Genomic DNA, 26576 nt, shown 5'->3' on the forward strand with positions numbered 1-26576 from the left:
CTAGCTAGAAATGGAGTGACCGGCAGCGACATACTTAGTGTCGCCCTATAACGAGTGGCACCGGATCCGAAAGTTGGCAGCCGGTGCCATCGCTTTTCTAAGTTGCCAACGCCCTCGAAAGGAATGACTGTGTCAATTGCTTCGCTCGAATCCCTGCGTGTCGACGATTTCGAACTCACGGGTAACCACAGCTGGTGGGACGCCGATGCGGAATGCACTCTGGTTATGTCGCAGCCGAACCTCGACCCCGACCTGTGGATGAAGTATCTCAGAGGCGCTGAACGCAGCTACCGCAAGCACGGGGTCGAGATGGCGCTCGACGTCGACGAGATCAGCGACGGACACGACACCGCGGTGTTCTGGGCAGCGCTCGACACGTCAGGACAGGTGATCGGCGGCGTGCGCGCCAAGGGCCCGCTCACCGGTGCCGACGACTCGCACGCGGTCGTCGAGTGGGACGGCCAGCCGGGGCTGGCCGCGGTGCGCAAGATGATCGACGACCGCGCGCCGTTCGGCATCCTGGAGATGAAATCGGCGTTCGTGACCGACGATCCGAGCCGCACCAAGGGGGTGACCCGCGCGCTGGCCCGCACTGGCTTCCATGCGATGGCGGCGATGGACCTCCAGTTCTGCATGGCCACCTCGGCGCCGCACGTGCTCGACAAGTGGCGATCCTCGGGCGGGGTGGTCGCGGCCATTCCCGCCACCCCCTACCCGGACCCGCGCTACCGCACCAAGATGATGTGGTGGGACCGCCGGACGTTCATCCAGCATGCCGAGCCCGCCCAGGTGTCGAAGATCTTCAGCGAGATCATGGCGATGGAACGCTCGCGAGTCGTTGCCGGGCAAATTGACGAGCTGCGTGATAATGCGTTGTGAGCTTCGAGCACTCTCGTGCGCATCCAGATGACGCCGCCGGCGCTACGGTCCTCGATCCTGCTGATCCGACCGACCGGGAAACGTTGCGCTCCCTGCGCGAGGACCCGGCGATCACCTTCGTCGACCGAAGCACCGAACAGGCCAAGACGCTGGCCGGGCTACTGCCGGCGCCGCCACCCGAATTGACCGACGAGCCGCGGCGCTGGGCGTACTACCCGTGGCGACGCACCGTCGTCGGCGTCCTCGGTCCGCGCGGCTACGCGCGGGTGCGCTCGGACCGCAACCGCAACCTGATCACCGCGCAGGAACAGGAGGTGCTCGGCGCACTGCGCATCGGGGTGGTCGGCCTCAGCGTCGGCCACGCGGTGGCGCATACGTTGGCGATGCAGGGCATGTGCGGCGAGGTGCGCCTGGCCGACTTCGACGAACTGGAGTTGTCGAACCTGAACCGGGTGCCGGCGACGGTGTTCGACATCGGCGAGAACAAGGCGCACATCGCTGCGCGCAGGATCGCCGAGGTCGATCCGTACATCACCGTGCGAGTGGTGGAATCGGGCCTTACCCCGGACACGATCACCGAGTTCCTCGACGGGCTCGACATCGTGGTCGAGGAATGCGACTCGCTCGACGTCAAAGCGCTCGTCCGCGAGGCGGCGCGGCGACGACGGCAGCCGGTGCTGATGGCCACCAGCGACCGCGGCCTGATCGACGTCGAGAGGTTCGATCTCGAACCCGACCGGCCGATCTTCCACGGCCTGCTCGGTGACGTCGACGCCGCGATGCTCGCCGGTCTGGACAGCAGAGAGAAAATCCCGCACGTGCTGCGGCTCGTCGACGGGGCCAACCTGTCCGCGCGCGGCGCCGCGTCTCTGGTCGAGGTCGGGCAGAGCCTGTCGACATGGCCGCAACTGGTCGGCGACGTGCTCGTCGGCGCCGCGGCGGTTGCCGAGGCGATTCGCAGAATCGGTCTGGGCGAACCACTTTCGTCGGGGCGGGTGCGGATCGACACAGCTGCGGCGCTGGACGGTCTGACCGACCCGTTGCATCTGCCTTCGCCGCCGCAGGAGGAACCGGCGCCGCCCGGGGCCGAACCCGACGCCGATGTCCGGGACGCGGTTCACGCAGTGGCTTTGGCGGCCAACCACGCGCCGTCGGGCGGCAATGTGCAGCCCTGGAGCATCGAGACGGCGCGGGACGCGGTAACCATCCGGCTCGACCCGCAGTACCAGTCCACGATCGACGTCGGCCTGCGCGGCAGCGCGGTGGCGGTCGGCGCGGCGGCGTTCAACGCGCGGGTCGCCGCGGCCGCCCATCAGAGGCTCGGTGCGGTGACGTTCCGGGAGGACGGGCCCGCGCCGCTGACCGCTGTGATCGAACTCACCGAGGGCACCGATGACGCGCTCGCCGCGCTGTATCCGGCGCTGTCGGCGCGCGAGACCAACCGCAGACACGGCACGCCTTCGGCGCTCGACGCTACGGTGATGGACGCGCTGCGCACGGCAGCCGAGCGGGAGGGGTCCCGGCTCAAACTGATCGCCGACCGGGACGTGCTGAGCGGGATCGCCGCGCTGCTGGCCGATACGGACCGCATTCGCTATCTGACGCCACGCCTGCACACCGACATGGCCTCGGAGCTGCGTTGGCCGGGAGACGATTTGCCCGATTTCGGGATCGACGTACGAAGCCTGGAGCTGGGCGCCGCCGAACTGGGGACGCTCGACATCCTGCGCAGACCCGATGTCATGGCGCTGCTCAACGCGTGGGACGCGGGAGCGGTGCTGGGCGCCGACACCCGGGCCCGCATCGCGGGCTGCTCCGCACTCGCTCTGGTGATGACCGACGACCCGTCGCTGACCGGCTATGCGCGGGGCGGTTCGGCGTCCGAGGCCGTCTGGATCGCCGCACAGCAGCACGGCCTGGCGGTGCAGCCGATCTCCCCCGTCTTCCTCTACGCCCGGCATCGCGACGAACTCGACGAGCTCTCACCGCGTTTCGCGACCGAGCTCGGCGATCTGCAATCCCGGTTCCGGCACCTGACAGCCGAGCAACCCGGCGAGGTGACCGCCCTGATCCTGCGACTCACCTCCGCCCCACCGGCGTCGGTGCGCAGTAGACGGCGTCCCGTCACTTTTGCTGACGCCCCCGTATTCTGACTGCACGATGCCTGAAAGCGACACGCTCCGCAGTCTCGACCTGGTGGTCACCTCGGTGGCCACCAAGTTGATGGCGGCCAACGCCGCGACCTCGGTCGAGGTGAGTCAGCGGGTACTGGCAGAACTCGTCGCCTACTTGGGCGTCGACGTCAGCTTCCTGCGCTACAACGACCACAAGATCCGCGCGTCCCGACTCGTCACAGAATGGCCCGTGCGGCCCGGCGTGCCCGATCCCGACCCGCTCGCGCTGGTGTATTTCGCCGACGCCGACCCGGTCTTCGCGCACTCCGAGCACGGCAAGAAGCCGATGGTGTTCCGCCCCGAGCCGGCCACCGACGACTATCAGAAGCGCATCGAGGAGACCCGGGCGGTGCCGGCGACCTCGATGGCCGCCGCTCCCCTGGTCTCCGGGGAGCTGACCACCGGCGTCCTCGGGTTCATCAAGTTCGGCGACCGGGAGTGGACCGCCGAGGAACTCAACGGACTCGAAGCGATCGCGTCGCTGTTCGCCCAGGTGCAGGCGCGGGTCCAGGCCGAGGAACAACTGCGCTATCTGGCCGAGCACGACGACCTGACGGGGCTGTGCAACCGCCGTGCCCTGCTGGCCCATCTCGACGAACGACTGGCCGCCGGGGAGCCCGGGCCGGTCTCGGCGCTGTTCTTCGACCTCGACCGCCTCAAAGCGATCAACGACTACCTCGGGCACACCGCAGGCGATTGGTTCATCCGGGTACTCGCCGAGCGGCTGCGCCGGGGTGCGGACTGCCCCAATCTGATCGCCCGACTCGGCGGTGACGAGTTCGTCCTCGTCCCCGCCGAACCGATGGCCGTCGAGGAGGCCGAGGCACTGGCGCACCGCCTGCGGACGACGCTGTGCGAACGGGTCTCCATCGACGGCGAGTTGCTGACCCGCACGGTCAGCATCGGTGTGGCCCAAGGCATACCGGGTCGTGACACCACCTCGGATCTGCTCCGCCGCGCCGACCAGGCCGTGCTGGGCGCGAAGAGTTCCGGGGGCAACAAGATCGTCACCTTCACCGACGACATGTCGTTGCAGAACGAATTCGACAACGACATCGAACTGCACCTGCAGGGCGTCATCGAGAACGGCGCCCTGGTGCTGCACTATCTCCCTGAGGTCGACATGCGGACCGGCGAGATCCTGGCGTGCGAGGCCCTGGTCCGCTGGCAGCACCCGACCCGCGGGCTGCTGTCCCCCGAGTCGTTCATCGGTGTGGCCGAATCCATCAACCTGGCAGGCGAATTGGGCCGCTGGGTGATGCGAGCCGCGTGCGCCGACTTCGCCGCCTGGCGTTCGCGGGGCATCGGCGCCGACGCGGTGATGCGCATCAACGTCTCCCCGGTGCAGCTGGTCACCGACGGATTCGTCGACGCGGTCGCGGCCATCGTCGAGGAGTTCGGCCTCGAAAAGGGGTCGATCTGCCTGGAGATCACCGAGAGCGTCGTCGTGCAGGACATCGAGACCACCCGCGTCACCCTCAACGGTCTCCAGGAGGCCGGCGTGCGCATCGCCATCGACGACTTCGGCACCGGGTACAGCGCGCTGTCGCATCTGAAGTCACTGCCCGTCGACACCCTCAAGATCGACAAGAGCTTCGTGCGCGAACTCGGATCCGATCCGGGCGATCTGGCGATCGTCCGGGCGATCATCGCGCTGGCCGAGGCCTTCGGTCTGGAGCTGGTGGCCGAGGGCGTCGAAACCGAGGTCGCGGCGTTGACGCTGCTCCGGCACGGGTGTCACCGGGCGCAGGGATTCCTGCTGTCCCGCCCGATCCCCGGCGCCGCGATGGAAGAGCTGCTCGCCAAAGGACGGATTCCGGTCAGCTTCGCCAAGTCGTGACCGTCGCCGCCGAAGGCGACGGGATCGATTGCGCCACTGCCGGGTCCGCCGTCAGCATCTCCAACCGCCCGAATCGACTCGCGTCCTTGCCCACCAGGGCGACCCGCAACGGTGTGCCGTTTGCCAGCGCAGGCCAGGGTGCGCCCCGCCCGGCGGTGTCGTCGCAGACGAGCACGCCGTGGCGGGCCCGGACCGTCAGCGGGCCCTCGTCGGTGGCGAAGACCGCACCGGTCACCCGCCCCTCGTCGAACACCAGCCGATCCAGCCGCCGGACCGGACACGGCGAGAGGCCGCGGTCATCGGCCTCCGCGGTCAGCCAGCGGTGCACCGAACCGGCGGGATCGTCGGGATCGGGTGACATCACGCCGATTTCGGTGATCTCGAACTGTTCCCCGCCCTCGGCGCACATCGTCGTCGACGTCCAGTCGGTGACCTGCGTGTAGAGGTAACCGGTCGGCGACGGGATGCAGACTGCCGCCCACTCCCGTAACCGCCATCCCTCGAACGGCGGCACGCTGCGCCCGCGGATGGGCGCGGTCTCGGGCATCAGACGCACCGGCAGGTCGGGACCGGGCCGGCTGAGGGTGGTCAGGTCGAGGTCCTCGGTCAGCGCCCAGAAGTACTCGCTGGTCGCCTCGTCGCGCTCGTCCTCGTCCTCGTCGGCACCGTCCTCGTCGGCACCGGCGAAATAGCGCCGGAGCCCGTGCAGTCCGCCGGCCAGGTCCGGTCCGGCGGCCTCGGCGAGAAAGACGTCACCGTCGTGTTCCACCGCCGAAATAGCTGTCGCCAAGCCGGCCGAACCGGTGCCGGTGACCACCACGTCGACTTCGTCGTCCCATTCGGGCTCACAGAACAAGGTTATTCGCCTCTTATTTGCCGTGGCCGAGAGAAAGTCGGCCCGGTGAAAGGCTATGGCATCGAGAATATGGACGCCAAACCGATCCGGCGGCGTCGGTTGCCACAGCTGTGATGGTTTCGGAGGGGATTTGCCATCACGAACTGTGGCAACGAGTAAATAGCTACCACCGCGACGGCCGTCACCTGTGCGTTCGCTGGAACAACGCCTGTCGAGACGGGTGATCGGGAGCACACCGGGGCCGGCAGACGGCGCCAGGACACCCCCGCTCCCACCCTACTTAACTAACTAGGTTTACTCTGTCTCTGACGCTCAGCGGAAAGGAGACAGCGATGGACCTCCAGTGGTCGGCGGCCGACCTGGCATTCCGTGACGAGGTGCGGGCCTTCCTCGACGAGAAGCTCACCCCGGAGCTGCGCCGAGCCGGACGCCTGATGACCAGCGTGTACGCGGATCACGACGCGAGCATGCAGTGGCAGCAGATCCTGCACGAGCGCGGTTGGGCCGCACCGGCATGGCCTGTCGCCCATGGCGGATGTGACTGGAGCCTGACCCAGCACTACATCTTCAGTCGTGAATCCACACTCGCCGGCGCCCCGTCGCTGTCACCGATGGGTATCCGGATGGTCGCGCACGCGATCATCAAGTTCGGCACCGACGAGCAAAAGAACTACTTCTTGCCGCGCATTCTTACCGGCGAGGTCTTCTTCTGTCAGGGCTATTCGGAGCCGGAGGCGGGTTCGGACCTGGCGGCGTTGTCGATGACCGCACGCGATGACGGCGACGATCTGGTCTGCACCGGCAGCAAGATCTGGACCACGCATGCCAGGGAAGCCAACTGGATGTTCGCTTTGGTGCGCACCACCCGTTCGGACAAGAAGCAGCGCGGGATCACCTTCGTGCTGATCGACATGTCCACGCCCGGCGTCGAGATCAGGCCGCTGGTGATGACCTCCGGCGAAGAGGTGCAGAACCAGGTGTTCTTCGACGAGGTGCGGGTGCCCAAGGGCAACGTCATCGGAGAGATCGACGACGGTTGGACCGTGGCCAAGTACCTGCTGGAGTTCGAACGCGGCGGCGGTGCCACCGCGCCGGCGCTGCAGGTGATGGTCGAGGAGATCAGCACCGCGGCCGCCGACCAGCCCGGTCCGTCCGGTGGCCGGCTGATCGACGACCCGGCCTTCGCGCGCAAGCTCGCCGAGGTCGGCATCCGCACCGAGGTGTTGGAGATCCTGGAGTATCAGGTGCTCGCCGTGGTCGCCGAAGGGGGCAACCCGGGCGCGAAATCCTCGATGCTCAAGGTACTCAGTACCGAGTTGAGCCAGGCGATCACCGAGCTCGCGATGGAGGCCGCCGGCCCGCGCGGCCGGGCTTACCAGCCGCACGCCACCTGCCCCGGCGGACCCATCGCCGAATTCGAGCCGCCGGCAGGCGGTTACCTCAGCGGAGAGCCGTGGCAGGCGGTGGCACCGCTGCGCTACTTCAACGACCGGGCCGGCTCGATCTATGCCGGCAGCAACGAGATTCAGCGCAACATCCTCGCCAAGGCTGCATTGGGGCTGTAAATGGACTTCACACTGACCGACGAACAAGAACTGCTGCGCGGCGGCCTCACCCGTTTCCTCGCCACCCGCTACGACCTGGAGAAGAGCCGCACCGCAGCCAAGACCGGTCCAGGCTGGCAGCCGGAGATCTGGCGGGCCTTCGCCGAGGAGCTCGGGATCCTCGGTGCCGCACTACCGGAGGAGGCCGGCGGCATCGGCGGCGGTCCGGTGGAGATGATGCTCATCGCCGAGGCACTCGGACACGCACTGGTCATCGAGCCCTACGTGGACACCGCCGTCGTCGCGGCCGGACTGCTGCACCGCGCCGGTGGCGACACCGCGACGGCGCTGGTGGAGAAGATCGTCGCCGGCGATGCCGTCGTCTCCCTCGCGGCCACCGAACCGACCTCCGGTGAGCACTGGCGAGACGTCAGCACGACGGCCCGCCGCGACGGTGACGACTGGCTGCTGTCCGGTGCCAAGATCGTCTCGACGGCCACCCCGTTGGCCGGTCACGTGCTGGTCACCGCGAGAACCGCGGGTGAGCGCGCCGACACCGACGGCATCTCGCTGTTTCTGGTCGAGATCGATTCGGCAGCAGCGGGTATCGAGTTGCACAGCTACCGGACGATCGACGACCGGCGTGCGGCTGACATCGTCTTCGACGACCTGCGGCTACCGTCGGCGGCACTGCTGGGACACGAGGGAGGCGCGTGGCCCTCGATCGCGCGTGCCCGTGACGAAGGCGCCGCCGCGATCTGCGCGGAGGCGGTGGGCTGCATGCGGAAGGCGCTGGCCGACACCGTCGAATACTGCAAGCAACGCCAGCAGTTCGGTCAGCCCATCGGCAGCTTCCAGGTGCTCCAGCACCGCATGGTGGACATGTACATGGAGGTCGAACAGGCTGCGGCCGCAGCTTTGTTGGCGACGCTGAAGCTCGACGGCGACGCCGACGACCGGGCCAGGGCCGTATCGGCGGCCAAGGCCACCGTCGGCCGGGCCGCCCGGTTCGTCGGGCAGCAGGCGGTGCAGCTGCACGGCGGAATGGGCATGACCGAGGAGTTGGCGATCGGCCACTACTTCAAGCGGCTGACCGCGCTGCAGTTCGAGTTCGGGTCCACCGACCACCACCTCACGCGCTACGCCGAGCTGACGAGGCGGTAGGACGCGCCGGGCTTTCGGCGCGGCGGCGGACGCCGAGCAGCATCCTGCGCTCCATCACGAAGTGCACGACGTCGTAGAGGACGTTGCCTGCGTAGCCGCCGTTGCCGCGCGCCAGCAACCGGGTGCCGGAGCCCTCCGGGAGAAGGTGGAAAGACCAACTGCCGGAGGCTTTTTCGCCTTCCTGCACACGCCGGTAGTCGTCGGGTGACATCAACACCAGAGACGACCCCGGTTCGAGGGCGGCGACGACCTGCCTGCCGCGGTCACCGCCCCGCCGGGCCAGCCACACCGTGTCCCCGACCCGCAGCGACTGCCATTCGGGGTGGATCACCGAGGCGTTGTGGATGTCGGCGCCGACGGCCCGTTCCAGCGCGCTGTAACTGTAGAAGCCACCGCGGTCCTCACCGATCTGCGCGAGCCAGGGCCACACGGCCTCCGGTGCCGCCGCGATGCTGACGGCCCTGGTGGTGCGTGGACCACCGGCGACCAGATCGTCGCCGGGCAGCCCGGCCACCGACTCCTCGTGTGTCGCACCCCAGGTGTACATCCACCGACGCATCCGGCCGCGGTAACCGACGACCAGTGCCGCGGACAGCGCGGCCGCCGGCCACCACCGGGAAGGCCGCGGGCTCACGAGGTGCGGGCGACGATCACCGGGCCGCGCGCCGCCTGCGCGACCTGAGAGGCCACCGAGCCGAGCAGCATGCCGGCGAAGCCGCCGCGGCCGTGGCTTCCCACCACCAGCAGCTGGGCGTTGGCCGCCTCTTCCAGTAGCCGGCGGGCCGGCTGGTCGCGGCACACCACCCGACGCACGACGACGTCGGGATAGCGCTCCCGCCATCCGGCCAACCGCTCGGCCAGCAGCAAATCCTCCTCCGGTTGCACCTCCGCCCAGTCGGAACCGGGCAGCTCGTACCCCGCGTCACTCCAGGTGTGCACGGCGACCAGCTCGACCCCGCGGCGCGATGCCTCGTCGAACGCGATCGCGGTGGCACGCTCGGAGGCCGGCGAACCGTCCACGCCGACGACCACCGGGGCCTGCGCCGGATGCGGAATCAGCGGATCCGTGTCGTGAATCACCGCAACGGGACAACGGGCGTGCTGCACGAGCCCGGTACTGACCGATCCGAGGAGCCGGCGTTCCCACTTGCCCTTGCCGCGACTGCCCACCACCAGCATGTCGGCGCCCCTGGCCAGGTCGACGAGCGTGGCCACCGGTTGTCCGGACAGCACCACCTCGTCGACCTCGACGGGGTCGGCGGCGGTGGCCGCCTCGGCGACCGCACGGGCGTCGGCCAGTATTCGGCGCGCCTCCTCCCGCTCGTCCTCCAGGTACGACATCGGCAGGGGGGCCTGGATCCACGACTGCATCGCCGCACCGGGCAGGACGTGCGCGAGCGTCAGCGGAACCCGGCGCATGGCCGCGTCGCGGGCGGCCCAGTCGACCGCGACCCTGGACTCCGCCGAACCGTCGACCGCGACCACGATGCCGTTGGGTGCTGCGCTGGTGGACATATGTGCTCCTCACCTGTGGCCGACGGCACCGGTGCCGTCGGACACCACGACGGTATCGCCACGGCGGCGTTCGGCGTAAGTGGCAGGCCGTCACCACCCGGTGGGACCAAAGTCCCTCGCGTCGGCGCTCAGCTCACCGCCGTCGGGACGTCGGCGATGTCGACCAGCTGCACGCGGGGGCGCTGCGGCACCCGGTCGGCCATGAACCAGCGGAAGGCGAGATTCCCGCGCGGATAGTCGAGAGTGGTCAGCGCGTTGGGGTGACCGGTCATCCCGCGGGACACCACCACGGTCACCGTACCGTCGCTGTTGGGCACCGCAGTGGCGCCGTTGACGGAACTGCGCGCGTCGGCCACGCCCGGCACCGCCATGAACTGATTCCAGACCACCAGGTTCCAGAACCTGCAGTCCGGGGGCAGATGGGTGATCACCAGCGCCTCGTTCTCGGCGAGGTCGAAACTGCCGTAGGAATAGCAGGCGTCGCGTGCCGACCAGCCGAAGTTGGCATCGGGCACCTGGTACGGATCGGCGAAATCATTTGCCGCCATTGCGGTCTGATGACCCAGGCGGTGCTCGTCGGCGTTCCTGACACCCACCGTCAGCGGCAGGATCGCGAACATCGTGCGAAGCCAGGCCGCCCCGGCCCGCAGCGCCGCGGCCGTCTCGGCCTCGCCGTGGCGGAACGGGGCGGGCGGCTCGAGAGCCTCGATCTGCCACGTTGCCGGTCTGCCCACCAGAGGATCGGCCTGGTAGTCGCGCGTCATCAGCACCGCGGCGTCGGGCTCGGGGCCGAATTCGAAGCTGAAGTTGCCCGCGTCGTCGATGTCGAGATCGTCGTCGCGCACCAGCGCCACGATGCGGTCCGACCACGCCCCCGGCGCCGGTTCGTTGTACGCGGTGACCGAGAAGTACACGCTGTCACCGCGATTCCCGCTGATCCGGTATCTGCGGGCGGGATCGACCGGGCACATGTAGTAGATGGCATCGGTGTTGTCCCCGCCCCAGCGCCGGTCGGGCCGCCACGGCGAGTTCAGCTCGATCCACCGCGGTCGGCCGGGATCGGCGAACAGGTAGGTGTCGAAGGCGACCCCGAGGGTGGTGGCCAGCATCCGGTAGCCGTCGGCGACGTGGCGATCGTCGGTGACGGCCTTCGGGCCGGTCATGAACGAGTCGTCGAGGCTGCGCAGGGTGTCGAGCAGCTCGCGCCACGCCGTGGTGGCCTCGTGGGCGTCCGGGGTCATGCACCGATTCCTTTCGTGATCAGAGTCGCGGTCTGCTCGGTCCAGTCGGCGTCGATGTCGGCGCCCCGGGTGAGCAACGCCAACAACGTCATTCCGGCCACGGCTTCGGCGAGTTGGGTCGCGGTGACGTCTGCGCGCACCTCGCCGCGGTCCGCCGCGGATCGCAGGAACTCACTGAGATCGCCGACCAGCACGTCGGCGAACCGCTCCAGCAGGGCGGCGTGCAATGTCGGATCCGAGGCCATCTCCCCCACCAGGCCGGGCAACGCCGCCCGGGCCGCCGGTGCGCTGAACATCGCCAGCGTCGTGGCCAGCATCTCGCGCACATCGCCGTGCAGAGACCCGGTCGCGGGAATTCCGGTGGACGCATCGAGGGGGAAGACCGCCTCGTGCACGAGATGGGCCTTGCCGCGCCAGCGCCGGTAGATGGCCGGCTTACTGGTGCCCGCGCGCGCGGCGATCGCGTCGAGCGACAGTTCCGCATAGGACGATTCGCTGATCAAATCGACCGTCGCGCGCAGGACCGCTTCGTCGATGCCGCGATCCCGGGGCCGTCCAACCTCTGTCGTCATTACGATACTCACAGTAACATATTGAGCTGTGACCGACACCACAGACGATCTCGTCCATCTCGACGACCTCGCCGAGCCGCGCTATACCCCTGCGGCACAACAGCTTCGCGACATGATGGCGACACTGGCGGCGGACTGCCCGCTGGATCCGGAGATCCTGCACGCCCGGGCCCGGGAGGCCACCGGATTGACCGACTTCGGCCCGGACGACTACCGCGAACGTCTGGACCGCTATGTCGCCGAACTGCGCGAGATCGACATGCACGGTCCGGGCATCGTGAACTTCCACGCCCAGCTCGTGCAGTGGCTCAAGAACCGGTTGCTGCTGACCGATCTTCTGGCCCGGCATCCGCAGATCGCCGAGATCGAACTGGCGCCACCGGTGGTCATCGCCGGGCTACCCCGGTCGGGCACTACTCATCTGCACAACATGCTGGCCTCGGCGCCGACCTTCCGCAGCCTGCCCTACTGGGAGAGCGTGGAGCCGTTTCCGCTGCCCGCCGAGGCGGGTGTCGAGCCCGATCCGCGGATCGCCCGGATGGAGGTGGCGGTGCAGACCATGGACCTGCTGATGCCGCACTTCGCGCTGATGCACGAAATGACCCCGGATCATGCACACGAGGAGATCCAGCTACTGGCCAACGACTTTTCGACGATGCTGATGGACACCCTCGCCCACGTGCCACGCTGGACGGAGTACTTCTGGAGCAGCGATCAGACGTCGTCGTACGAATACCTGGTCACCCAGCTCAAGGCCCTGCAGTTCCTGCGCGGTGGGCGCCGGTGGGTGCTCAAGTCACCGCAACACCTGGGTCAGCTGCGCGCGCTCGACGCCGTGATGCCCGGAGTCGTCGTGGTGTTCACGCACCGTGACCCGGTACCGGTCGCGTTGTCGATGATCGCGATGGTGACCTACTCCGAACGGATGCACCGCGACCGGGTCGAGGTGGAGACGGTGGCCCGCGCATGGGTCGACCGGCTGGACCGGTTGCTGTCCACCTGCCTGCGCGACCGTGACGTCATTCCGGCCGCCCGCTCGGTCGACATCGCCTTCGACGACTTCATGGCCGACGAGATGGCCACCGCCGCCACGGTGTACCGCGTTGCGGCAGAACCGTTCACCGAAGACGCCAGCTCGTCGATCGACCGCTATCTGACGGCTCACCGCCGCGGGCGGCACGGCCGGGTGCACACCTCACCACAGATGTTCGGCCTGGATCCCGACGAGCTCAGCGAACGGTTCGCCGGCTACCGCGCGAGATTCCTCGCCTGAGACCGGAAATCATTGGCCGCAAACCACTTTCGGCCTGGCCGCTCGGGGCCGGTCACTTCCGCTGCAGCCGCACCACCAGGGGTCGGTGATCCGAGAGCGGCACCTGCGGGGTCTCGCATGCCGCGGCCGTCAGCCCGGGGTCGTCGGTCAGGACGTGATCGAGCTGGCGGATGGGCCGGTCAGCCGGGAACGTCGGCGCCGACGCCAGCTGCCGCAGACCCGTCCAGCGGCTTGCCGCGCGCTCGGACATGTTGAGGTCACCGGTGACGATCCGCGGCCAGGGCAGGCCGCGCACGTCGCGGGTCAGCCGGCGCAGTTGGACGCGGTTCCATCCGGGGACGAACGACAGATGGGTGTTGACCACGGTCAGGTTGCCCAGCGGGGTGTCGAACTGGCCGATCACGGCCGCGCGGGGTTCCTCGTGGATGATCTGTACCTGGCGCGGTGCGTTGAGATACATCGGGAACCGGAACGGAATCCGCGGCAGCCGCACGACCTGCCAGCTCAGGGCCGGATAGCGCGACAACAACGCGACTCCGTACGCCGCGGTGCCGGGCTGCTCCTCACCCGTGGCCGCCATCCACGTCGCCCCCGGGGTGCCCGCGATCGCCGCGACGAAGCGGTGGCTCTGCGCGCCCATGGCCTCGGCGGCCAGTGCTGTCAGGTCGGCGTGGCCCGACCGCGCCTGGATCGAATCCACCTCTTGCAGCGCCAGGATGTCGGCGTCGAGTCCGGCCACACATTCGGTGAAGCGATCCAGATCCACACCGTCACCGGGAGTACGGCCGTGCAGGATGTTGAACGTCACCAACTTCATGGGTACCCCACTACCCACCCTGCAACGGAAACCAACGGCGGTGTCAGATGTCCCACCATGAGCTGCGTGAGTCGCTGCGCCGGGCCGCGTCGGCGCTGAAGGCCGAGGGCCCGCCGTTCGCGCTGGCCGGCAGCTACGCGCTGTGGGTGCACGGTGGTCCCGAACCGACCCACGATGTCGATTTCGTGGTCGCCGAGGGCGACGCCGAGGCGGCGGCGGCCACGCTGTCCAAGGCCGGCTTCGACATCCGCCGGCCGCCCGAGGACTGGTTGTTCAAGGCCGCCCTCGGGGTGGACGAGCCTGCGCTGGTCGACGTCCTGCACCGGATCAACCGGGTGCCGGTGAACCGGGAGATGATCGACGGGGCCCAGATACGCGAGGTGCTCGCGCTGGCCGTGCCCGTCCTGTCCCCGACGGAAGTGGTGACCCAGAAGCTGCGGGCCCTGCACGAGCACCACTGCGACTTCTCCCGCCTGATCCCGGCGGTGCGCGCGGTGCGTGAGCAACTCGACTGGCCGCAACTGCGCCGCAGTACGTCGGAGAACCCGTTCGCGATTGCCTTCCTGTCGCTGTGCGAGGCTCTGGGAATCGCCATCGACTGATTGAAGTCGTTGCGCCCGTGAGGCTTCCGGAGATTCTGCAGCCGACGAACGGCCGGGCGAAGTCGCGGATATCACGCTCGACCTGGTAGGTTACCCGTGCTCTCAGTCAGGTAACACCTCCGCCGGCTACGCCCGGAGCGGGGGTGGCGAGAGCCAGAAAGGACAGCGTGGACGAAGTTCTGGCCCGGGCCGCCATCTTCCAGGGAGTGGACCCGAGCGCGGTGGCGGCATTGTGCAGCCAGCTCCAGGAGGTCTCTTTTCCGCGAGGCCACCGGGTCTTCAACGAGGGTGAGCTCGGCGACCGGCTCTACATCATCACGGCGGGAACGGTGAAGGTCGGTTGCGCCACCCCCGACGGCCGCGAGAGTCTGCTGACGCTGATGGGGCCTGCCGACATGTTCGGCGAGCTCGCCATTTTCGACCCGGGCCCGAGGACATCGTCGGTCACCACCCTGACCGCCGTGCAGGCGGTCACCATGGACCGTGACGCGTTACGGGTGTGGATCGCCGAACGCCCGGAGATCGCCGACCAGCTGCTGCGCGTCCTGGCCCGCCGACTGCGGCGCACCAACGATGCGTTGTGCGACCTGATCTTCACCGACGTCCCGGGCCGCGTCGCCAAGCAGCTGCTGGACCTCGCCCGCCGCTTCGGCACCCAGCAGGACGGCGCGCTGCGCGTCGAGCACGGGCTCACCCAGGAGGAGATCGCCCAACTGGCCGGCTCATCACGGGAGACGATCAACAAGGCGCTGTCGGATTTCGCGCAGCGCGGCTGGATCGAGCAGCGGGGCAAGACGACCATCATCCGCGATCCCGCCCGGCTGGCCCGACGGGCTCAGCGCTGACACCGCCCGAAGTGATTTGGGCCACGTCGACGGCACGTGGCACCCACGGCGGACAGCCGGTTGGATAACCTTCGCGTCGGTCAGGCAGCCCCCGCGTTGCCCGCGACGCGATCCGTCCGCCACGCTTCAAAGTTCTTTGCGTGCGGGCGGATAGCGGCATTTCAGTTAATTTTTTTCGGATAACTGCGATGCAGGGTAGGGCTTGTTACTTAGGTTAGGCACAGCTAATCTTCAGGTAGCCTTCCCGGCTGATCCCCCTCACATTTTTCAGGAGTCACTGTGCAACTGGCCCGCCGTGCCGAACCGGCTCATCGCTACTGGCCTGAGCTGTCCGCGTCCTCGCCCCGTCCGACCAAGTTGCTGGGTGCAGCTGTGGCAATCGCCGGAGCCTCGGTGATCGCCATCAATCCGGTGGCACCCACCCTCCCGGTCGTGCAGGAGCGCGCCGTCGAACTCTCCGGCTGGATCGATCCGATCGGCGTCGTCGGCGACACGATCACCACGACCGTGCGCAACCTCGGCACCCAGGGTGCAGGCATCCTGACCGAGGGTCTGCCCGCCGCGTGGGAGATCATCACCGCGTCCTCGCTGTACAGCGAGATCGCCACCGCGGTCTTCAATCCGTTCCCGGGATTCGAGCAGTTCTTCGGCAACCTCGCCGGGTACGCCACCACGATCGGCACCGGCCTGAAGGAATCGGCGGCCGGATCCGCCGAGCACTACGGCAAGCTGCCGGAAGCACTGCAGACTGCGTGGGACTTCGTCCTGCAGGGGCAGTTCACCAAGGCGTTCGCCACGATCACCAGCTGGAACATCTTCGGTCTCGGTGAACTGGGCTGGCCGCTGGAGCCGATCTTCAAGATCCCGGGCGAGATCGCCCGCGACTTCGGCCTGAAGTCGGTGGCCGCGGTGCTCGACGTGCTGCTGGTCGCCAACAACGCGACGACCGGCTACGCGTACTCGCTGCTCAGCCCCCCGATCACCGCGGTCTACCAGCTGACCGACATCCTGAACGTCGTCTCCGCCTCGATCTACGACGGCGACTGGGTGACGGCGATCAGCGAGGTGATCAACGCCCCCGCCAAGGTGCTGAACGCGTTCCTGAACGGATACCAGCCGAGCGTGGCAGCCGACTGGGAGTTCTTCCCGGGCGTGTTCAGCAAGGACGGTCCCATCGATGCGTTCTTCGTGCAGCTGCCCAAGGCGATCGCCGCGGCGCTGGCCGGGGTGAAAGCAGGTGACGAGGCCACCGAGACCGGCACGGCGGCAGACGAATTGAGCCTGGTGTCGTCGCCGACTCTGGCCGGTAAGGACAGCCTGGTCACCCTGCCCGTCAGCACCGGCACCGACGAGGACGCCGCCGCGGTGCCCGACGAGGACGGCGGCACCACCGACCCCGCCGAGCCGACCCCCACCGACACGGCCGCACCGGTCGACGGCGAGGAGGCATCCGAGGACGAGACCGTCGCCGACCCGGCCGAGGACGCCACCGAGGAGGAGTCCGACGGTGTCACCGAAGACGACGCCACCGAAGACGACGCCACCGAAGACGAGGCGACCGACGACGACGTGACCGACGAGGACACGACCGACGACGACACCGAGGAGTCGACCGACTCGACTGACTCGGCCGATGACGACGCGACCGACAGCAAGGACGCCGCCGATTCGTCGGATGCCGGCGACAGCGGCAAGTCGGACAGCGGCAAGTCGGACAGCGGCGAGTAACAAGATCCAGGCAACGGAACGGCCCCCTCGGCACGAGGGGGCCGTTTCCGTCAGCCGAGCCGCTCGGCGTCAGCCGAGCCGCTCGGCGTCAGCCGAGCCGCTCGGCGAGACCGGGCTGTTCGCGCAGGGCGATGGTCAGCTGCACGCGCGACCGGACGTCGAGCTTGCGGAAGACCGATCGCAGATGTGTGTTCACGGTGTTCGGTGAGACACCCAGTTCCGAGGCAGCCGAACGATTCGTGTGCCCCGCACCGATCAGAGCCACGACACGCATCTCGGTCGGGGTCAGCGCAGCCCATCCGGTGCTCGGCCGGGATACAGCCGAGGTGATCCGGACGTCGCTGACGCCGTGCCTGCGCAGAAGACCTGCCACAGAACGGCTTCCCGACACCGCACCGACCCGCCGATAGATCTCCGCCGCTTCCGTCAGCGCGCGCACACCATCCTCGGGCCGCGCCTGTACCAGTTGCAGCGATCCGAGATCCCGGAGCGCGTCGGCGAGCAGCATGGGGCGAGGGGAATCGCGCAATACCTGCACCGCCCCGGCGACGGTGCCGACGTCGCCGTCCAGCAGGCCCCGAACCTGCGCAGCGGCGCCCTGCAGGCTCGCCACTCCTGGGTTGCGTTGCGCGGCAAGCTCAGCGATTCGAGCCGCCCGCGCTGCGAACACGGGGTCGCCTGCGCTGAGTCCGATTCCGGCCAGGATCCGCATCCACGGCGGCGACCACGGCCACGGATCCCGAAACTCCCCCGCCGCATCGAGCAGAGGCACCAGCAATGTCAGGGCGCCGTCGTGGTCACCGGTGGCAGCCTTGAGCCATCCCTGCATCAGGCGCAGCCGCGGCGACCGCTGTCTCCGGGTCCGCCCAGTGTCACCGGCGGGGTCCAACAGCTCTGCGGCCCTGCCGGTTTCGCCTCGGTGGACGGACACCGCGGCCAGCACCGTGCGTGCGTTGAGCCGGTAGGCATGGTTGCCTGTCTCGTCGGCCAGACGCAACAACGTCCGCGCGCCCGCCTCGGCGGCGTCGAACTGGGCGAGGCTGAGGTCCTGCCACATCTGCGCGTAGAGCATGGAAGGCAGTTGGCGGTCAACGTCATCGGCCGCGTCGCGGATCTTGGCCAGCATCGCCTCGGCCTCGTCGAACCGGTCCAGGTGCTGCAGCGTGCGGATCTCCTCGGCCAGGTAGGCATCATCGGACACCTGTCGCAGCTCGGTGAACCTCTCCAGCGCCAGCCGGTGCCGCCCCTCGTTGCGTGCCGCCTCGATCGAGGCCACCACCGCCAGCCGCTGGGCTTCGATGTCACCGAGTCGCTTCGCCTCGCCCAGTGCCCGGCGCGCCATGACCTCGACATCGGCACCGGCCTGCCTGCGGGAGGCCGCCAGCGCCTGAGCGGACGCCAGTCGCGCCCGGAGCGCCTGGGACACGTCGCCGAGCGTCAGCGCCGCGGTCGCGCGCCGTTCCATCTCCACGCAGTCACCGGCGCACCACAGCGCCCGGCAGGCCAGCAGTTCGAGGCCGGCGACGATCTCCGGCTCGACCGCCCGGGCGCGCAGCCGGTTCACCAGCGTCAGCGCCTCGCCCTCGCGCTGGGCACGCAACAGCGCCCCGACGGTGTGCTCGCCGGTCAGAAACCACAGCGGATGACCCTCCGACGTCAGCGCAAACGCGTGCGCGGCGATCTCGGCGGCCTGGTCGGGCAGCGACTCGCTGTCGCGTGCGGCCTGATCCAGCGCCAGGATGGCCTCCCGGTCGCCGCGAACGGCGCTGGCACGGAAATGGCCTGCCGCCGACAGCACAGAGCCGCCGCCGCCGACGAGGTGAAGGGCGCAGGCCCGGTGCAGGGACCGCCGGTCCTCCGATGTGATGTCGGCATAGACCGCAGCCCGGAACAGGTCGTGCGGGAAGTACACCTCGTGACCATCGCCGGCCAGCAGTCCGTGATCCTCGGCTTCCCTTGCCAGCGCTGCGATCTGGGCCTCCGACGTGTCCCCCAGTATCGTGGCGGCATCCGCCGCGCTCAGCGGCCGCCCCCAGACCGCGGCCAGCTGCACCAGCGCCGCGGCGCCACCGGTGAGCTGACGCAACCGGTCCCGTACGCGCAGGCCGAGTTCGGCATAGAGATCCGTAGCCTCCTGCTGTCGGCCGGCCCGGCGCGTGAGACCCTCGATCACCTGCACCGCCCAGAACGGATTCCCTCCGGTCTCGTCGAGCAGCGCGAGCAGACGCGCGGAGGGGCGGTGGTTCAACCGGTCCGCCGCCAGTTCCGCGAGATCGACGGCGCTCAACGGCCCGAGCGCGATCCGGGTGAGATGGGTGACGTCGTCGGCGCCGTCGACTATGTCCTCCAGCGCCCGTCCGACTCCGCGGCGGCCCGCCACCACCCACACGACCGGCGATCCGGACAGACGCGCGGCCAGCGCGCGCAGCGCGAACCGGGTCAACCGGTCGGCCCACTGCACGTCGTCGACGGAGATCAGCACGGGCGAGTGTTCGGCCAGTTCCTCCAGCAGCGCCCCGACGCGGTCGATCAGCCACAGCGGCTTGTCGTACAGCGCGGCCAGACTCTCGAAGGCCTCGCCGCTGAACAGCGGTTGCGGCCCAGACCGCAGCGCTACCAGAAGCGGTGCGCCGGAGGCGATCTGATCGCCCTCATCGGCCTTGCCGCCGCCCACCCGGAATCCTGCCCGCGCGGCCTGCTCGGCGATCTCGCGCAGCAGGGCGGACTTGCCGATGCCCGGTTCGCCGCTGATGACCAGCACGGCGCCCTGCCCCGTCCGGTTCGTGTGGCGCAGCGCGGTGAGTGCGCGGGACATCGCCTCGCCGCGTCCCCGGAGCACGATCCGCGTCATCTGCTCGTCCGTTCTTCTCAGCCGGATCGAGACCGCCGCGTGGCGGGTCGACGCAGTAGCCAACGCAGAGGCACGTGCGGATATTCGCATTGTGACCTGAGTCACACCCAGCGCTACTGTGAACGCGTGAGACCCGGTGCCCGGTACTCACGCTCAGGTGCGCCCCGACCGGCGGTATGCCGGCCCGCGCGCCGATTCCGCGCCGCTCCACTGAGCGACACCCCCGTCGATCTGCGAGCAGTCCGATCACACGCTGATCGGAAAATTTCACGTGTTCGTGCGATGGGCGGCGGGCGCGGACGGTGGTTGAGTCATGCCGGCGTGACATTACTCACCGGTAAGTTCCCGCCGCTGTCAGCCTCACCTCAGCCAGGAGTTCCCCATGCCCTCAGCCGTTCGCCACCCCCTCACCGCGGGCGCCGCCTTCCTCGGCGCCGGCGCGATCGCCGCGTCCACCCTGGTCGCCGTGCCCGACATGCCCGTGACATCCCTGCACCCGCCGGCCGCGTACTCGGCCGCGGTGAACTTGCTGGCATCCGGCGACGCGCTCGCCGCCTACCAGGGTCTTTTCCAGGGCGTCACGGCCAATATCGGCACGTTGGTCGACAACGCCGATCCCGGCGCGCTGCTGCGCCAGTTCCTGCTCAACCAGCTCGACAGCCTCGCCACCCTGGCCGGCGGCCTCGGCGACACAGCCTCCGGCATCGCAGGCGCGGTGTTCACCGAGGTGCCGCAGTTGGTGCAGACGGCGATCAATCAGCTTGCCGCAGGCCAGATCTCGGACGCCGTCGGCAGTCTGATCAAGGTGCCGCTGGCCGTGGTGCTTCCGGTGGGCGAGCTGCTGCCCGCGCTGCAGGAGGTGCTGACCAAGCCGCTGCGGAATCTCGCGAACATCATCGACTCGTTCACCGTGGACCCGCTGGCCACCACGCTGCTGCTCAGCGGTTTCATCGCACCGCTGATCAGCACTCCCGGGGCGATCGCGGCCGCGGTGCAGGATGTCTTCGACGCGTTCGGCAAGTCCCCGGCGGCGGTACTGGACGCGCTGATCAAGGCACCGGCCACGATCATCGACGGCTTCCTCAACGGCGGGTACGGCCCCGACCTGGGTCCATTGGTCCAGCCGGGCGTGACCGTGAAGGCCGGCGGTCTGCTGAGCTCGCCGGGGTTGGTGCTACAGCCCGACGGCACCCTCTTGCTCACCACCGGCGGCCCGCTGTCCACACTGCAGCAGCTGATCAAGCAGATCACCGCCGCGATCACCCCCACAGCCCCGACGCCGGCCGCGGCGGCGGTGTCGACGGCAGCGGTGACCACCGTGCCGGACGGCGCGCAAACCGTCACCCTGACCACCGGCGACACACCGGCTCCGGCAACCGGACCCGCGACGGAGTCGGCACCAGGCCCCGCAGAGTCCGACGATGCACAGGGCGCCGCCGAGGGTTCGGCACCCGTGGGATCCGAGGTCGCGGACGGGCCGACCGGCAGTCCGGCGCAGACTCCGGTGTCTGCCGACGACGAAGCAGCCGCCGAAGAAACCGAAGCCGCCGACGAGACAGATGTCGACGACACGGATGCCGCCGAAACCGATGCGGACGCGACCGAAACGAATGCAGGAGAACAGGAGTCAGCGGACAACGACGGCGACCAGGGTCCGACCGGTCACGATTCGACCGCGGGATCGAGCGCGGGATCGAGCGCCGGGGCGCATGCGAGCTCCCCGGCGGATTCGGGATCGGACTCGGCGTCGACCAAGAGTGACGCCGGCGCATCGAAGACCGACACAGCCGCCTGAGTGGCCCGGGGGCGCCGTCTCTTCAGCAGGCGGCGCCCCCACGGGCGTTTTCGGCGCCGGTTCGCGGGTAAGCCCCCGCCATGTCGAGATCCATGACCCATGAGCCATCGGTCCTCCCGCAGAAACCCAGCATCGCGCCGGCCCTGCTTCTCGGGCTCGGTCTGGGCGGCTTCATCGACGGCATCGTGTTGCACGAGATTCTGCAGTGGCATCACATGGTCAGCCACGTGGACGAGTACCCGACGGACACCCTGGCGGGACTCGAAGTCAACGTCCTCGCCGACGGCTTCTTCCACGTCGGGACCTGGATCCTGGTGTGGGTGGGCACGCTGCTCACCGTGGTGGCCTGGCGTAAGGGCCGGCTGGCGCCCACGTGGTCCTTCCACTTCGGGCTCCTACTGGCAGGGTGGGGCATCTTCAACGTCGTCGAGGGGCTGATCAACCATCAGATTCTCGGCATCCATCACGTGCGCGACGACCTCGGCGCCCCACTGTCCTGGGACATCGGGTTCCTGATCTTCGGCGCGCTCCTCATCGCCGGAGGCTGGGCCCTCTACCGGCGGGGCGCCCGCACACTGGACGCGCAGACCGCCGGCGCCGAGGGAGTGCAGCAGTGACCGGGCCTGACGAAGGCACCTTTGACGTGGTGGTCGGCGGCGTTCACGACCGTGACGAACAGACGATCTCTCGTGACACCACGCTCGCCGAGGCCGAGGCGGACTTCGAGGAGCACGCCAGGCTGGTGCCCACGCAGCACCGCTACGTGCAGGTGCGGCACAGCGGCGAGGACGGCGCGATTGTCAAGACCTATCCGGCCACCGGCTAGAGGTGCCGCTGGGGCCTCGATTTTCAGTCGTCCGTGGTCCGCCGTCGCGAGGTTCACGTTGCAGTGAGGGACCGGACGACCAACGGTGGGCAGCGACAGGCGTTCCTGCAGAGGGTGGTTCATCCGCCGTGTCCGTGCCGTCGGCCGTAACGCTGTGCCCCGCGATGGCTGTCTCGGTCGTACCTGAGCCGGACGTGCGCGTTGCGTCAACGCTGTGGCGAGAAACGACGCTCGGCCGCTCCGGCGCGTCAAACGAATCCCGGCCAAGGTGCCGAGGTTCGGGCGGCTGCGAGGTGGGCTCCACACGTTCGGAGCCGATGACCGGCGGTGAAGCACCGCCGACTGCGGTGTCCTTACTCGGGACGTCGTCCGCTGCCAGGGACTCGCCCGGCTGCGGCACTCCGGTCGACTCCGGCCCTCCTTCTGCCGCAGAAGCCATGGCGTCCAGCCCAGTTCGCAGAGAGGTGCCTTCCGCCTCATCGCGCGCCGATTCACTCCGTGGCGGATCGGACTTCCCGAGCCCGACGCCCGACACCACAGGTTCGGCGCCGGCGGTTCGCTCCATTCCCGTCCCGACATCGTCAGCGCGGGTTGCCGGACGGGGCGGCTCGGGAATCTTCAGCAGTGGCGGCAGGCCTACGACAGCCAGGGCGTTGTTGATGCCCTGACCGACGGCGTTCACCAGATCGACGATCAGCTTGGCCGGGTCGACTTTCGGAATCAGCCGCGCAACAGTGGGTTCCCACGGCGGAATGCTGCGGTCATAGCCCAGTTCCACGAGCACCCGGAAGAACGGCTCGACCACGTCGATCAGTGGCTCGGGCACGCCGAGTGTGCGCAGCGGACCGAACAACGGGAGATCAGGATTGTCGAACACGTAGTAGCTCGTATCCCCGAATGTGCCGCGGTAGGCGGGCGACGTCGTGGGGTCCTTGGCGGGCAGGCTGACGTCGAAGGAGTACATGTGGACGTAGACGAGGCCCAGTATCGCGTTCAGGTCGGCGAGCAGATTGAGCGGATACAGCGGAAATCGGTGAACCCGTCGTACTGCCGCGCGATTTCGACTGTGTCGAACGGGGTGTCGGTCGCCGCGGGGCCGTTGAGGAGAAGATCGAGGATCGGAATGTGGACGCCGGCGAACCGGGACGCCAGCCCGCCGTTCGGCAGATTGGGGTCACCGCTGAGCACGAAGTCGATGTCGGGGACGGAGCCTTCGGTCCCCGCCGGGTACTGCTCAGCGAGCCGGCGCTTCACCACGTTCGCGACCCCGGCGCCCTGTGAGATGCCGTAGATCACCCGGTGGTCATTCTCGTTCGCCGCTACCGCCGCCTCCAGGCTGTCCGCACCCTTCTGTAGCGATCGATTGGCGGTCAGATCGAAGAGCCCCGTGAGCTTCCACCATGGCTCGTCCGGCCATGCAGGCCCACCGAGACCGAAGAGCCTCGGGTCCCCGAGCGCGAGCCCAAGGAGACGGAATATCCCGGTGATGGGCCAGAACTCCTCGGGCGTGGTCACCGGGACGTAGTCGATGTCCCCCGGGTGGGTCGGGGCGATGTACTGGTTCTTGACGATGTCGATGGTGATGTCGTCGGGCGTCGGGCACGTGGTGCCGCACACGATCAGTGCGGTGGTGTCGGCGGACAGGTTCATCGCGGGGGTCTCGCTCTGTACCGGTGTCAGCGTGCCGGCGGTCAGCACGAGGCCGGCGGTCGCCATTGCCACCGTCACCCGACTTGTGACCGGACGAAGCCTGCGTGCCCCTGTGGTGGACAACAGCGTGCGGCGCCCACCGGATTTCGTTCCATTTCTCATCACAGCCCCCCGTGCCATCCCGTGGAGCCAGCCCCACATCTGGTCAACGGATCATCACTCATCGGCGGGCGAGACCGCTCAGTAGTGCGATACTGAGACGTCGTCCGATGAGCGAGCGGCACATCTGCGGCCTTGGAAGCTTGTCACCATGGTGTTCGAGGCTGCTGATCGGTTCGCTCATCAGCGTTGCCCCGCTGCCGACGGAAAAATGTCAGAAAATACGCCTGCATCACCGCGAACATGAACGCCGTGCTGATGCCGAACAGCAGGACGCCGTTCACCGCCTCCAGCGTGCTGATCAAACGCAACCGCTCCGGCAACACCAGACCGGGTACGTCGAGCGAGACCATGGTGCTCAGGGAATAGACCGAGGCGTCCGTGAAAGAGTCGAACGCGCCGAGCCATCGGTATGCAGACGCCCAGAGCACACCCTCCAGACCGTGTAGAACCGCGAGCGTCAATGCCACGAGTCCGATGCTGCTGCTCACGATCGAAATCGCCCGCCTCGAACCGAACGTGCGCATCCCGAATCGGCGCCTGATCCGCGCTTCCATATGGAATGCCATGACGACTACCCCGACCGTGTGGATCGCGATCGTCAGCACGATGAGCGACAAACCCACGATCCAACTCGCCAGGTCCACGCTCCCCTCCATCAGCTGACGTCAGAACAATTGTGTGGCAAGCACTTGCAGATGACGGCGATCACTTCTCGGCAGGTACGGCCACCGGGTGAGTCGCCGTGCGAAACCTCCGGAACATCCGGGTCAGCGGTCGGCGTGACATCACCCTGCCCCATCGAATCACCACGCTATTTACAGCGGTCCAGAAAGTCGACCGCAGGTTTTCTGATGGCCTCCAGTTCGGCCCGCACTTGTGGGTTGGCGTCCATGTACTCCTGCATCCGGGTGCGCATCTCTTCCTTGGACTGGCCCTTGAGAGTAGCGAAGAAATCGTTGACAGGCGGATGGGTGAAGAGATAGACCGAGACCGAGGCAGCGACCCCCGCTCTTACCCCTGCCCAATCCGCGGGCGAACAATTCGGCGGGGCGGGCGGAGGGGGCGCCGGCGGCTGAGCAGCGGCTACGGACCCGCCCAGGACCGTTGCACAGACCAGCATCGCAGAGCTGACGGTTCCGAACGCTATCCGGCGCCCAAACCGGTTTAACCGCAATGTCATCGCCGATCCTCCTTCAGTGAACGAGTGGATTGCCATCACCCGAAACCGGTGGGCTGCACCGAGACAGCGGTATCGCGTCATCGACGCGATACGGAGAGCCGACGGGTCATTCACGAGATGGGGACGCCGAAGCGCGACTGACGCGGACATCGAGATCGCTGGGACAGCGCCGCCTGGGCTGATCCCGGCCTCATGTAGCACTGAAGTCATCGCACGGCTACTTCCGCGATTCAGAGGTGGCGAGGCTCCGCGCACCCTATGGGTTCACGATAGGTCGACCGACCTCAGCGTGCGGGCATATTCGTCATTGCAGATCTATTTGAATAGTCACACAAGGGATTTCGCGACACCGTCATCGTCGCCTCTGCTGCCCTGCCTGCCGGAGGCCGCGTTTCGGCTTCTGCGCCGATTCGGACACTCTGGGCAGCGCTGGCTCCTTAGAATCTCTTCGAGGCTAGCGAGAGAAGACGTCCATGAAGCCTTGGGTACAACGCGTCGCCGTGTCCGCCGTCGTTCTGACAACATTGCCACTGATCGAACTGTCCGCGTCACCCGTCGCCCGCGCTCAGCCACCACCGCCACCGTGTCCGCCGGGCATGTACTGGAACTTCACCACGCTGATTTGTGAGTATCCGCCGCCGCCTCCGTTGTACGTCGATCCGTGGTTGCCCGTCTATGTCCCAGACCTTGTCGATGTAGATCTCGATCTAGATATCCCGGTCCCCGGACCTCCAGGGCCGCCTGGAGTCGGGGGTCCGGGACCGCCTGGCGTCGGGGCCCCTGGACGACCGGGAGCCGGGCCTCCGAGACCGGGCGCCGGACGGCCCGGACCCGCACCGCGGCCTCCCGCGCCCAGGCGCGGCGGTGGTGGACGACGTCGCTGACATCGCTTCCCCGCGAAGCGTTCTGGCGCCCGTGCGAGCCTGATCGGCAGCGAGTCAGCGTGCCTCCAGCGGCAGCCGCTCACGAATTCTCTTGTGCGAGAGACAGAACATCGCTTCCTGTGGCCGTCGCCGATGTCCTCAGTCTGGGATGCCCACATCTGTCGGTGGTCGAATGTAT

At 68.2% G+C, this 26576-nt stretch carries 21 protein-coding genes and 1 pseudogene; 12 read left to right on the forward strand and 10 right to left on the reverse strand.

Annotated elements, in window-relative coordinates; genetic code table 11:
* The first annotated feature begins 129 nt into the window (after positions 1 to 129).
* From MVA01S_RS07610 to MVA01S_RS07620, 3 genes are read left to right on the forward strand one after another with little or no spacing between them, the layout of a single operon-like run.
* Entirely contained in the window at positions 130 to 879 is a 750-nt protein-coding gene (locus tag MVA01S_RS07610; protein WP_003928833.1) for a hypothetical protein, read from the forward strand.
* Positions 876 to 3032, forward strand: a complete 2157-nt coding sequence (locus MVA01S_RS07615; RefSeq protein ID WP_003928834.1) for an Rv1355c family protein — start codon at positions 876 to 878, stop codon at positions 3030 to 3032. Before MVA01S_RS07610 ends, MVA01S_RS07615 begins: the two co-directional genes overlap by 4 nt.
* Positions 3033 to 3039: 7 nt before the next feature.
* Positions 3040 to 4893 (forward strand): putative bifunctional diguanylate cyclase/phosphodiesterase, encoded by a 1854-nt coding sequence (locus MVA01S_RS07620; protein WP_060941566.1) that lies wholly within the window; start codon positions 3040 to 3042, stop codon positions 4891 to 4893.
* On the opposite strand, the gene MVA01S_RS07625 is transcribed toward MVA01S_RS07620, so the two are convergent.
* Entirely contained in the window at positions 4874 to 5749 is an 876-nt protein-coding gene (locus MVA01S_RS07625) for a hypothetical protein (protein WP_003928836.1), read from the reverse strand. The two genes, MVA01S_RS07620 and MVA01S_RS07625, sit on opposite strands and share 20 nt — an antisense overlap.
* 332 nt (positions 5750 to 6081) lie before the next feature.
* Between MVA01S_RS07625 and MVA01S_RS07630 the strand changes: the two genes are divergently transcribed.
* Together MVA01S_RS07630 and MVA01S_RS07635 are read left to right on the forward strand one after the other, a co-directional pair.
* The gene (locus MVA01S_RS07630; RefSeq protein ID WP_003928837.1) at positions 6082 to 7314 is read left to right on the forward strand and encodes an acyl-CoA dehydrogenase family protein; all 1233 of its coding nucleotides are present in this window, start codon (positions 6082 to 6084) and stop codon (positions 7312 to 7314) included.
* Positions 7315 to 8457: an acyl-CoA dehydrogenase family protein gene (locus tag MVA01S_RS07635; protein ID WP_003928838.1), complete on the forward strand. Its 1143-nt coding sequence runs from the start codon at positions 7315 to 7317 to the stop codon at positions 8455 to 8457. It abuts the gene before it with no gap.
* Here the strand turns inward: MVA01S_RS07635 and MVA01S_RS07640 are convergent.
* The 4 genes from MVA01S_RS07640 to MVA01S_RS07655 all read right to left on the reverse strand — a co-directional run bounded on the left by MVA01S_RS07640 (position 8426) and on the right by MVA01S_RS07655 (position 11785).
* Complete coding sequence (locus MVA01S_RS07640; RefSeq protein WP_003928839.1) at positions 8426 to 9091, reverse strand: hypothetical protein; 666 nt, start codon at positions 9089 to 9091, stop codon at positions 8426 to 8428. The two genes, MVA01S_RS07635 and MVA01S_RS07640, sit on opposite strands and share 32 nt — an antisense overlap.
* Positions 9088 to 9972 (reverse strand): universal stress protein, encoded by an 885-nt coding sequence (locus tag MVA01S_RS07645; RefSeq protein ID WP_003928840.1) that lies wholly within the window; start codon positions 9970 to 9972, stop codon positions 9088 to 9090. Before MVA01S_RS07645 ends, MVA01S_RS07640 begins: the two co-directional genes overlap by 4 nt.
* A 128-nt stretch (positions 9973 to 10100) precedes the next feature.
* Positions 10101 to 11213: a DUF1214 domain-containing protein gene (locus MVA01S_RS07650; RefSeq protein WP_003928841.1), complete on the reverse strand. Its 1113-nt coding sequence runs from the start codon at positions 11211 to 11213 to the stop codon at positions 10101 to 10103.
* Positions 11210 to 11785, reverse strand: coding sequence for a TetR/AcrR family transcriptional regulator (locus MVA01S_RS07655; protein ID WP_003928842.1), 576 nt, complete (start codon positions 11783 to 11785; stop codon positions 11210 to 11212). Before MVA01S_RS07655 ends, MVA01S_RS07650 begins: the two co-directional genes overlap by 4 nt.
* A 28-nt stretch (positions 11786 to 11813) precedes the next feature.
* On the opposite strand from MVA01S_RS07655, the gene MVA01S_RS07660 reads away from it, so the two are divergent.
* Positions 11814 to 13058: a sulfotransferase family protein gene (locus MVA01S_RS07660; RefSeq protein ID WP_003928843.1), complete on the forward strand. Its 1245-nt coding sequence runs from the start codon at positions 11814 to 11816 to the stop codon at positions 13056 to 13058.
* Between the two features lie 52 nt (positions 13059 to 13110).
* On the opposite strand, the gene MVA01S_RS07665 is transcribed toward MVA01S_RS07660, so the two are convergent.
* A complete protein-coding gene (locus MVA01S_RS07665) occupies positions 13111 to 13875 on the reverse strand; it encodes an endonuclease/exonuclease/phosphatase family protein (protein ID WP_060941567.1) in 765 nt (254 codons plus the stop codon).
* Positions 13876 to 13922: 47 nt separating this feature from the next.
* Here MVA01S_RS07665 and MVA01S_RS07670 point away from each other — a divergent pair, with 47 nt between their 5' ends.
* From MVA01S_RS07670 to MVA01S_RS07680, 3 genes are all read left to right on the forward strand, one after another.
* Positions 13923 to 14477 carry a hypothetical protein gene (locus MVA01S_RS07670; protein WP_003928846.1) on the forward strand — a complete coding sequence of 185 codons (555 nt, stop codon included), beginning with the start codon at positions 13923 to 13925 and terminating at the stop codon, positions 14475 to 14477.
* Positions 14478 to 14644: 167 nt separating this feature from the next.
* Positions 14645 to 15322, forward strand: coding sequence for a Crp/Fnr family transcriptional regulator (locus MVA01S_RS07675; protein WP_003928847.1), 678 nt, complete (start codon positions 14645 to 14647; stop codon positions 15320 to 15322).
* Between the two features lie 372 nt (positions 15323 to 15694).
* The gene (locus MVA01S_RS07680) at positions 15695 to 17050 is read left to right on the forward strand and encodes a hypothetical protein (protein WP_204249584.1); all 1356 of its coding nucleotides are present in this window, start codon (positions 15695 to 15697) and stop codon (positions 17048 to 17050) included.
* Between the two features lie 88 nt (positions 17051 to 17138).
* On the opposite strand, the gene MVA01S_RS07685 is transcribed toward MVA01S_RS07680, so the two are convergent.
* Positions 17139 to 19901 (reverse strand): helix-turn-helix transcriptional regulator, encoded by a 2763-nt coding sequence (locus MVA01S_RS07685; RefSeq protein WP_003928849.1) that lies wholly within the window; start codon positions 19899 to 19901, stop codon positions 17139 to 17141.
* A 382-nt stretch (positions 19902 to 20283) separates the two neighbouring features.
* On the opposite strand from MVA01S_RS07685, the gene MVA01S_RS07690 reads away from it, so the two are divergent.
* The 3 genes from MVA01S_RS07690 (at position 20284) to MVA01S_RS07700 (ending at position 22522) form a co-directional block, all read left to right on the forward strand.
* A complete protein-coding gene (locus MVA01S_RS07690; protein WP_003928850.1) occupies positions 20284 to 21696 on the forward strand; it encodes a RodZ family helix-turn-helix domain-containing protein in 1413 nt (470 codons plus the stop codon).
* Positions 21697 to 21776: 80 nt separating this feature from the next.
* On the forward strand, positions 21777 to 22313 hold the full coding sequence (locus MVA01S_RS07695) for a DUF2243 domain-containing protein (RefSeq protein ID WP_110765557.1): 537 nt from the start codon (positions 21777 to 21779) through the stop codon (positions 22311 to 22313).
* Positions 22310 to 22522, forward strand: a complete 213-nt coding sequence (locus MVA01S_RS07700) for a hypothetical protein (RefSeq protein ID WP_003928852.1) — start codon at positions 22310 to 22312, stop codon at positions 22520 to 22522. Before MVA01S_RS07695 ends, MVA01S_RS07700 begins: the two co-directional genes overlap by 4 nt.
* Here the strand turns inward: MVA01S_RS07700 and MVA01S_RS32345 are convergent.
* The 3 genes and pseudogenes from MVA01S_RS32345 to MVA01S_RS32415 all read right to left on the reverse strand — a co-directional run bounded on the left by MVA01S_RS32345 (position 22497) and on the right by MVA01S_RS32415 (position 25724).
* Positions 22497 to 24373, reverse strand: a pseudogene (locus tag MVA01S_RS32345) (PE-PPE domain-containing protein). The gene MVA01S_RS07700 and the pseudogene MVA01S_RS32345 overlap by 26 nt on opposite strands.
* Positions 24374 to 24477: 104 nt before the next feature.
* Positions 24478 to 24978 carry a hypothetical protein gene (locus MVA01S_RS07710; protein ID WP_237024360.1) on the reverse strand — a complete coding sequence of 167 codons (501 nt, stop codon included), beginning with the start codon at positions 24976 to 24978 and terminating at the stop codon, positions 24478 to 24480.
* 167 nt (positions 24979 to 25145) lie between these two features.
* Positions 25146 to 25724, reverse strand: coding sequence for a heme-binding protein (locus tag MVA01S_RS32415; RefSeq protein WP_390176129.1), 579 nt, complete (start codon positions 25722 to 25724; stop codon positions 25146 to 25148).
* Positions 25725 to 26576: the final 852 nt, after the last annotated feature.

It is taken from the genome of Mycolicibacterium vaccae NBRC 14118 = CIP 105934 (genome assembly GCF_001552715.1).
Classification (GTDB): Bacteria; Actinomycetota; Actinomycetes; order Mycobacteriales; family Mycobacteriaceae; genus Mycobacterium; species Mycobacterium vaccae.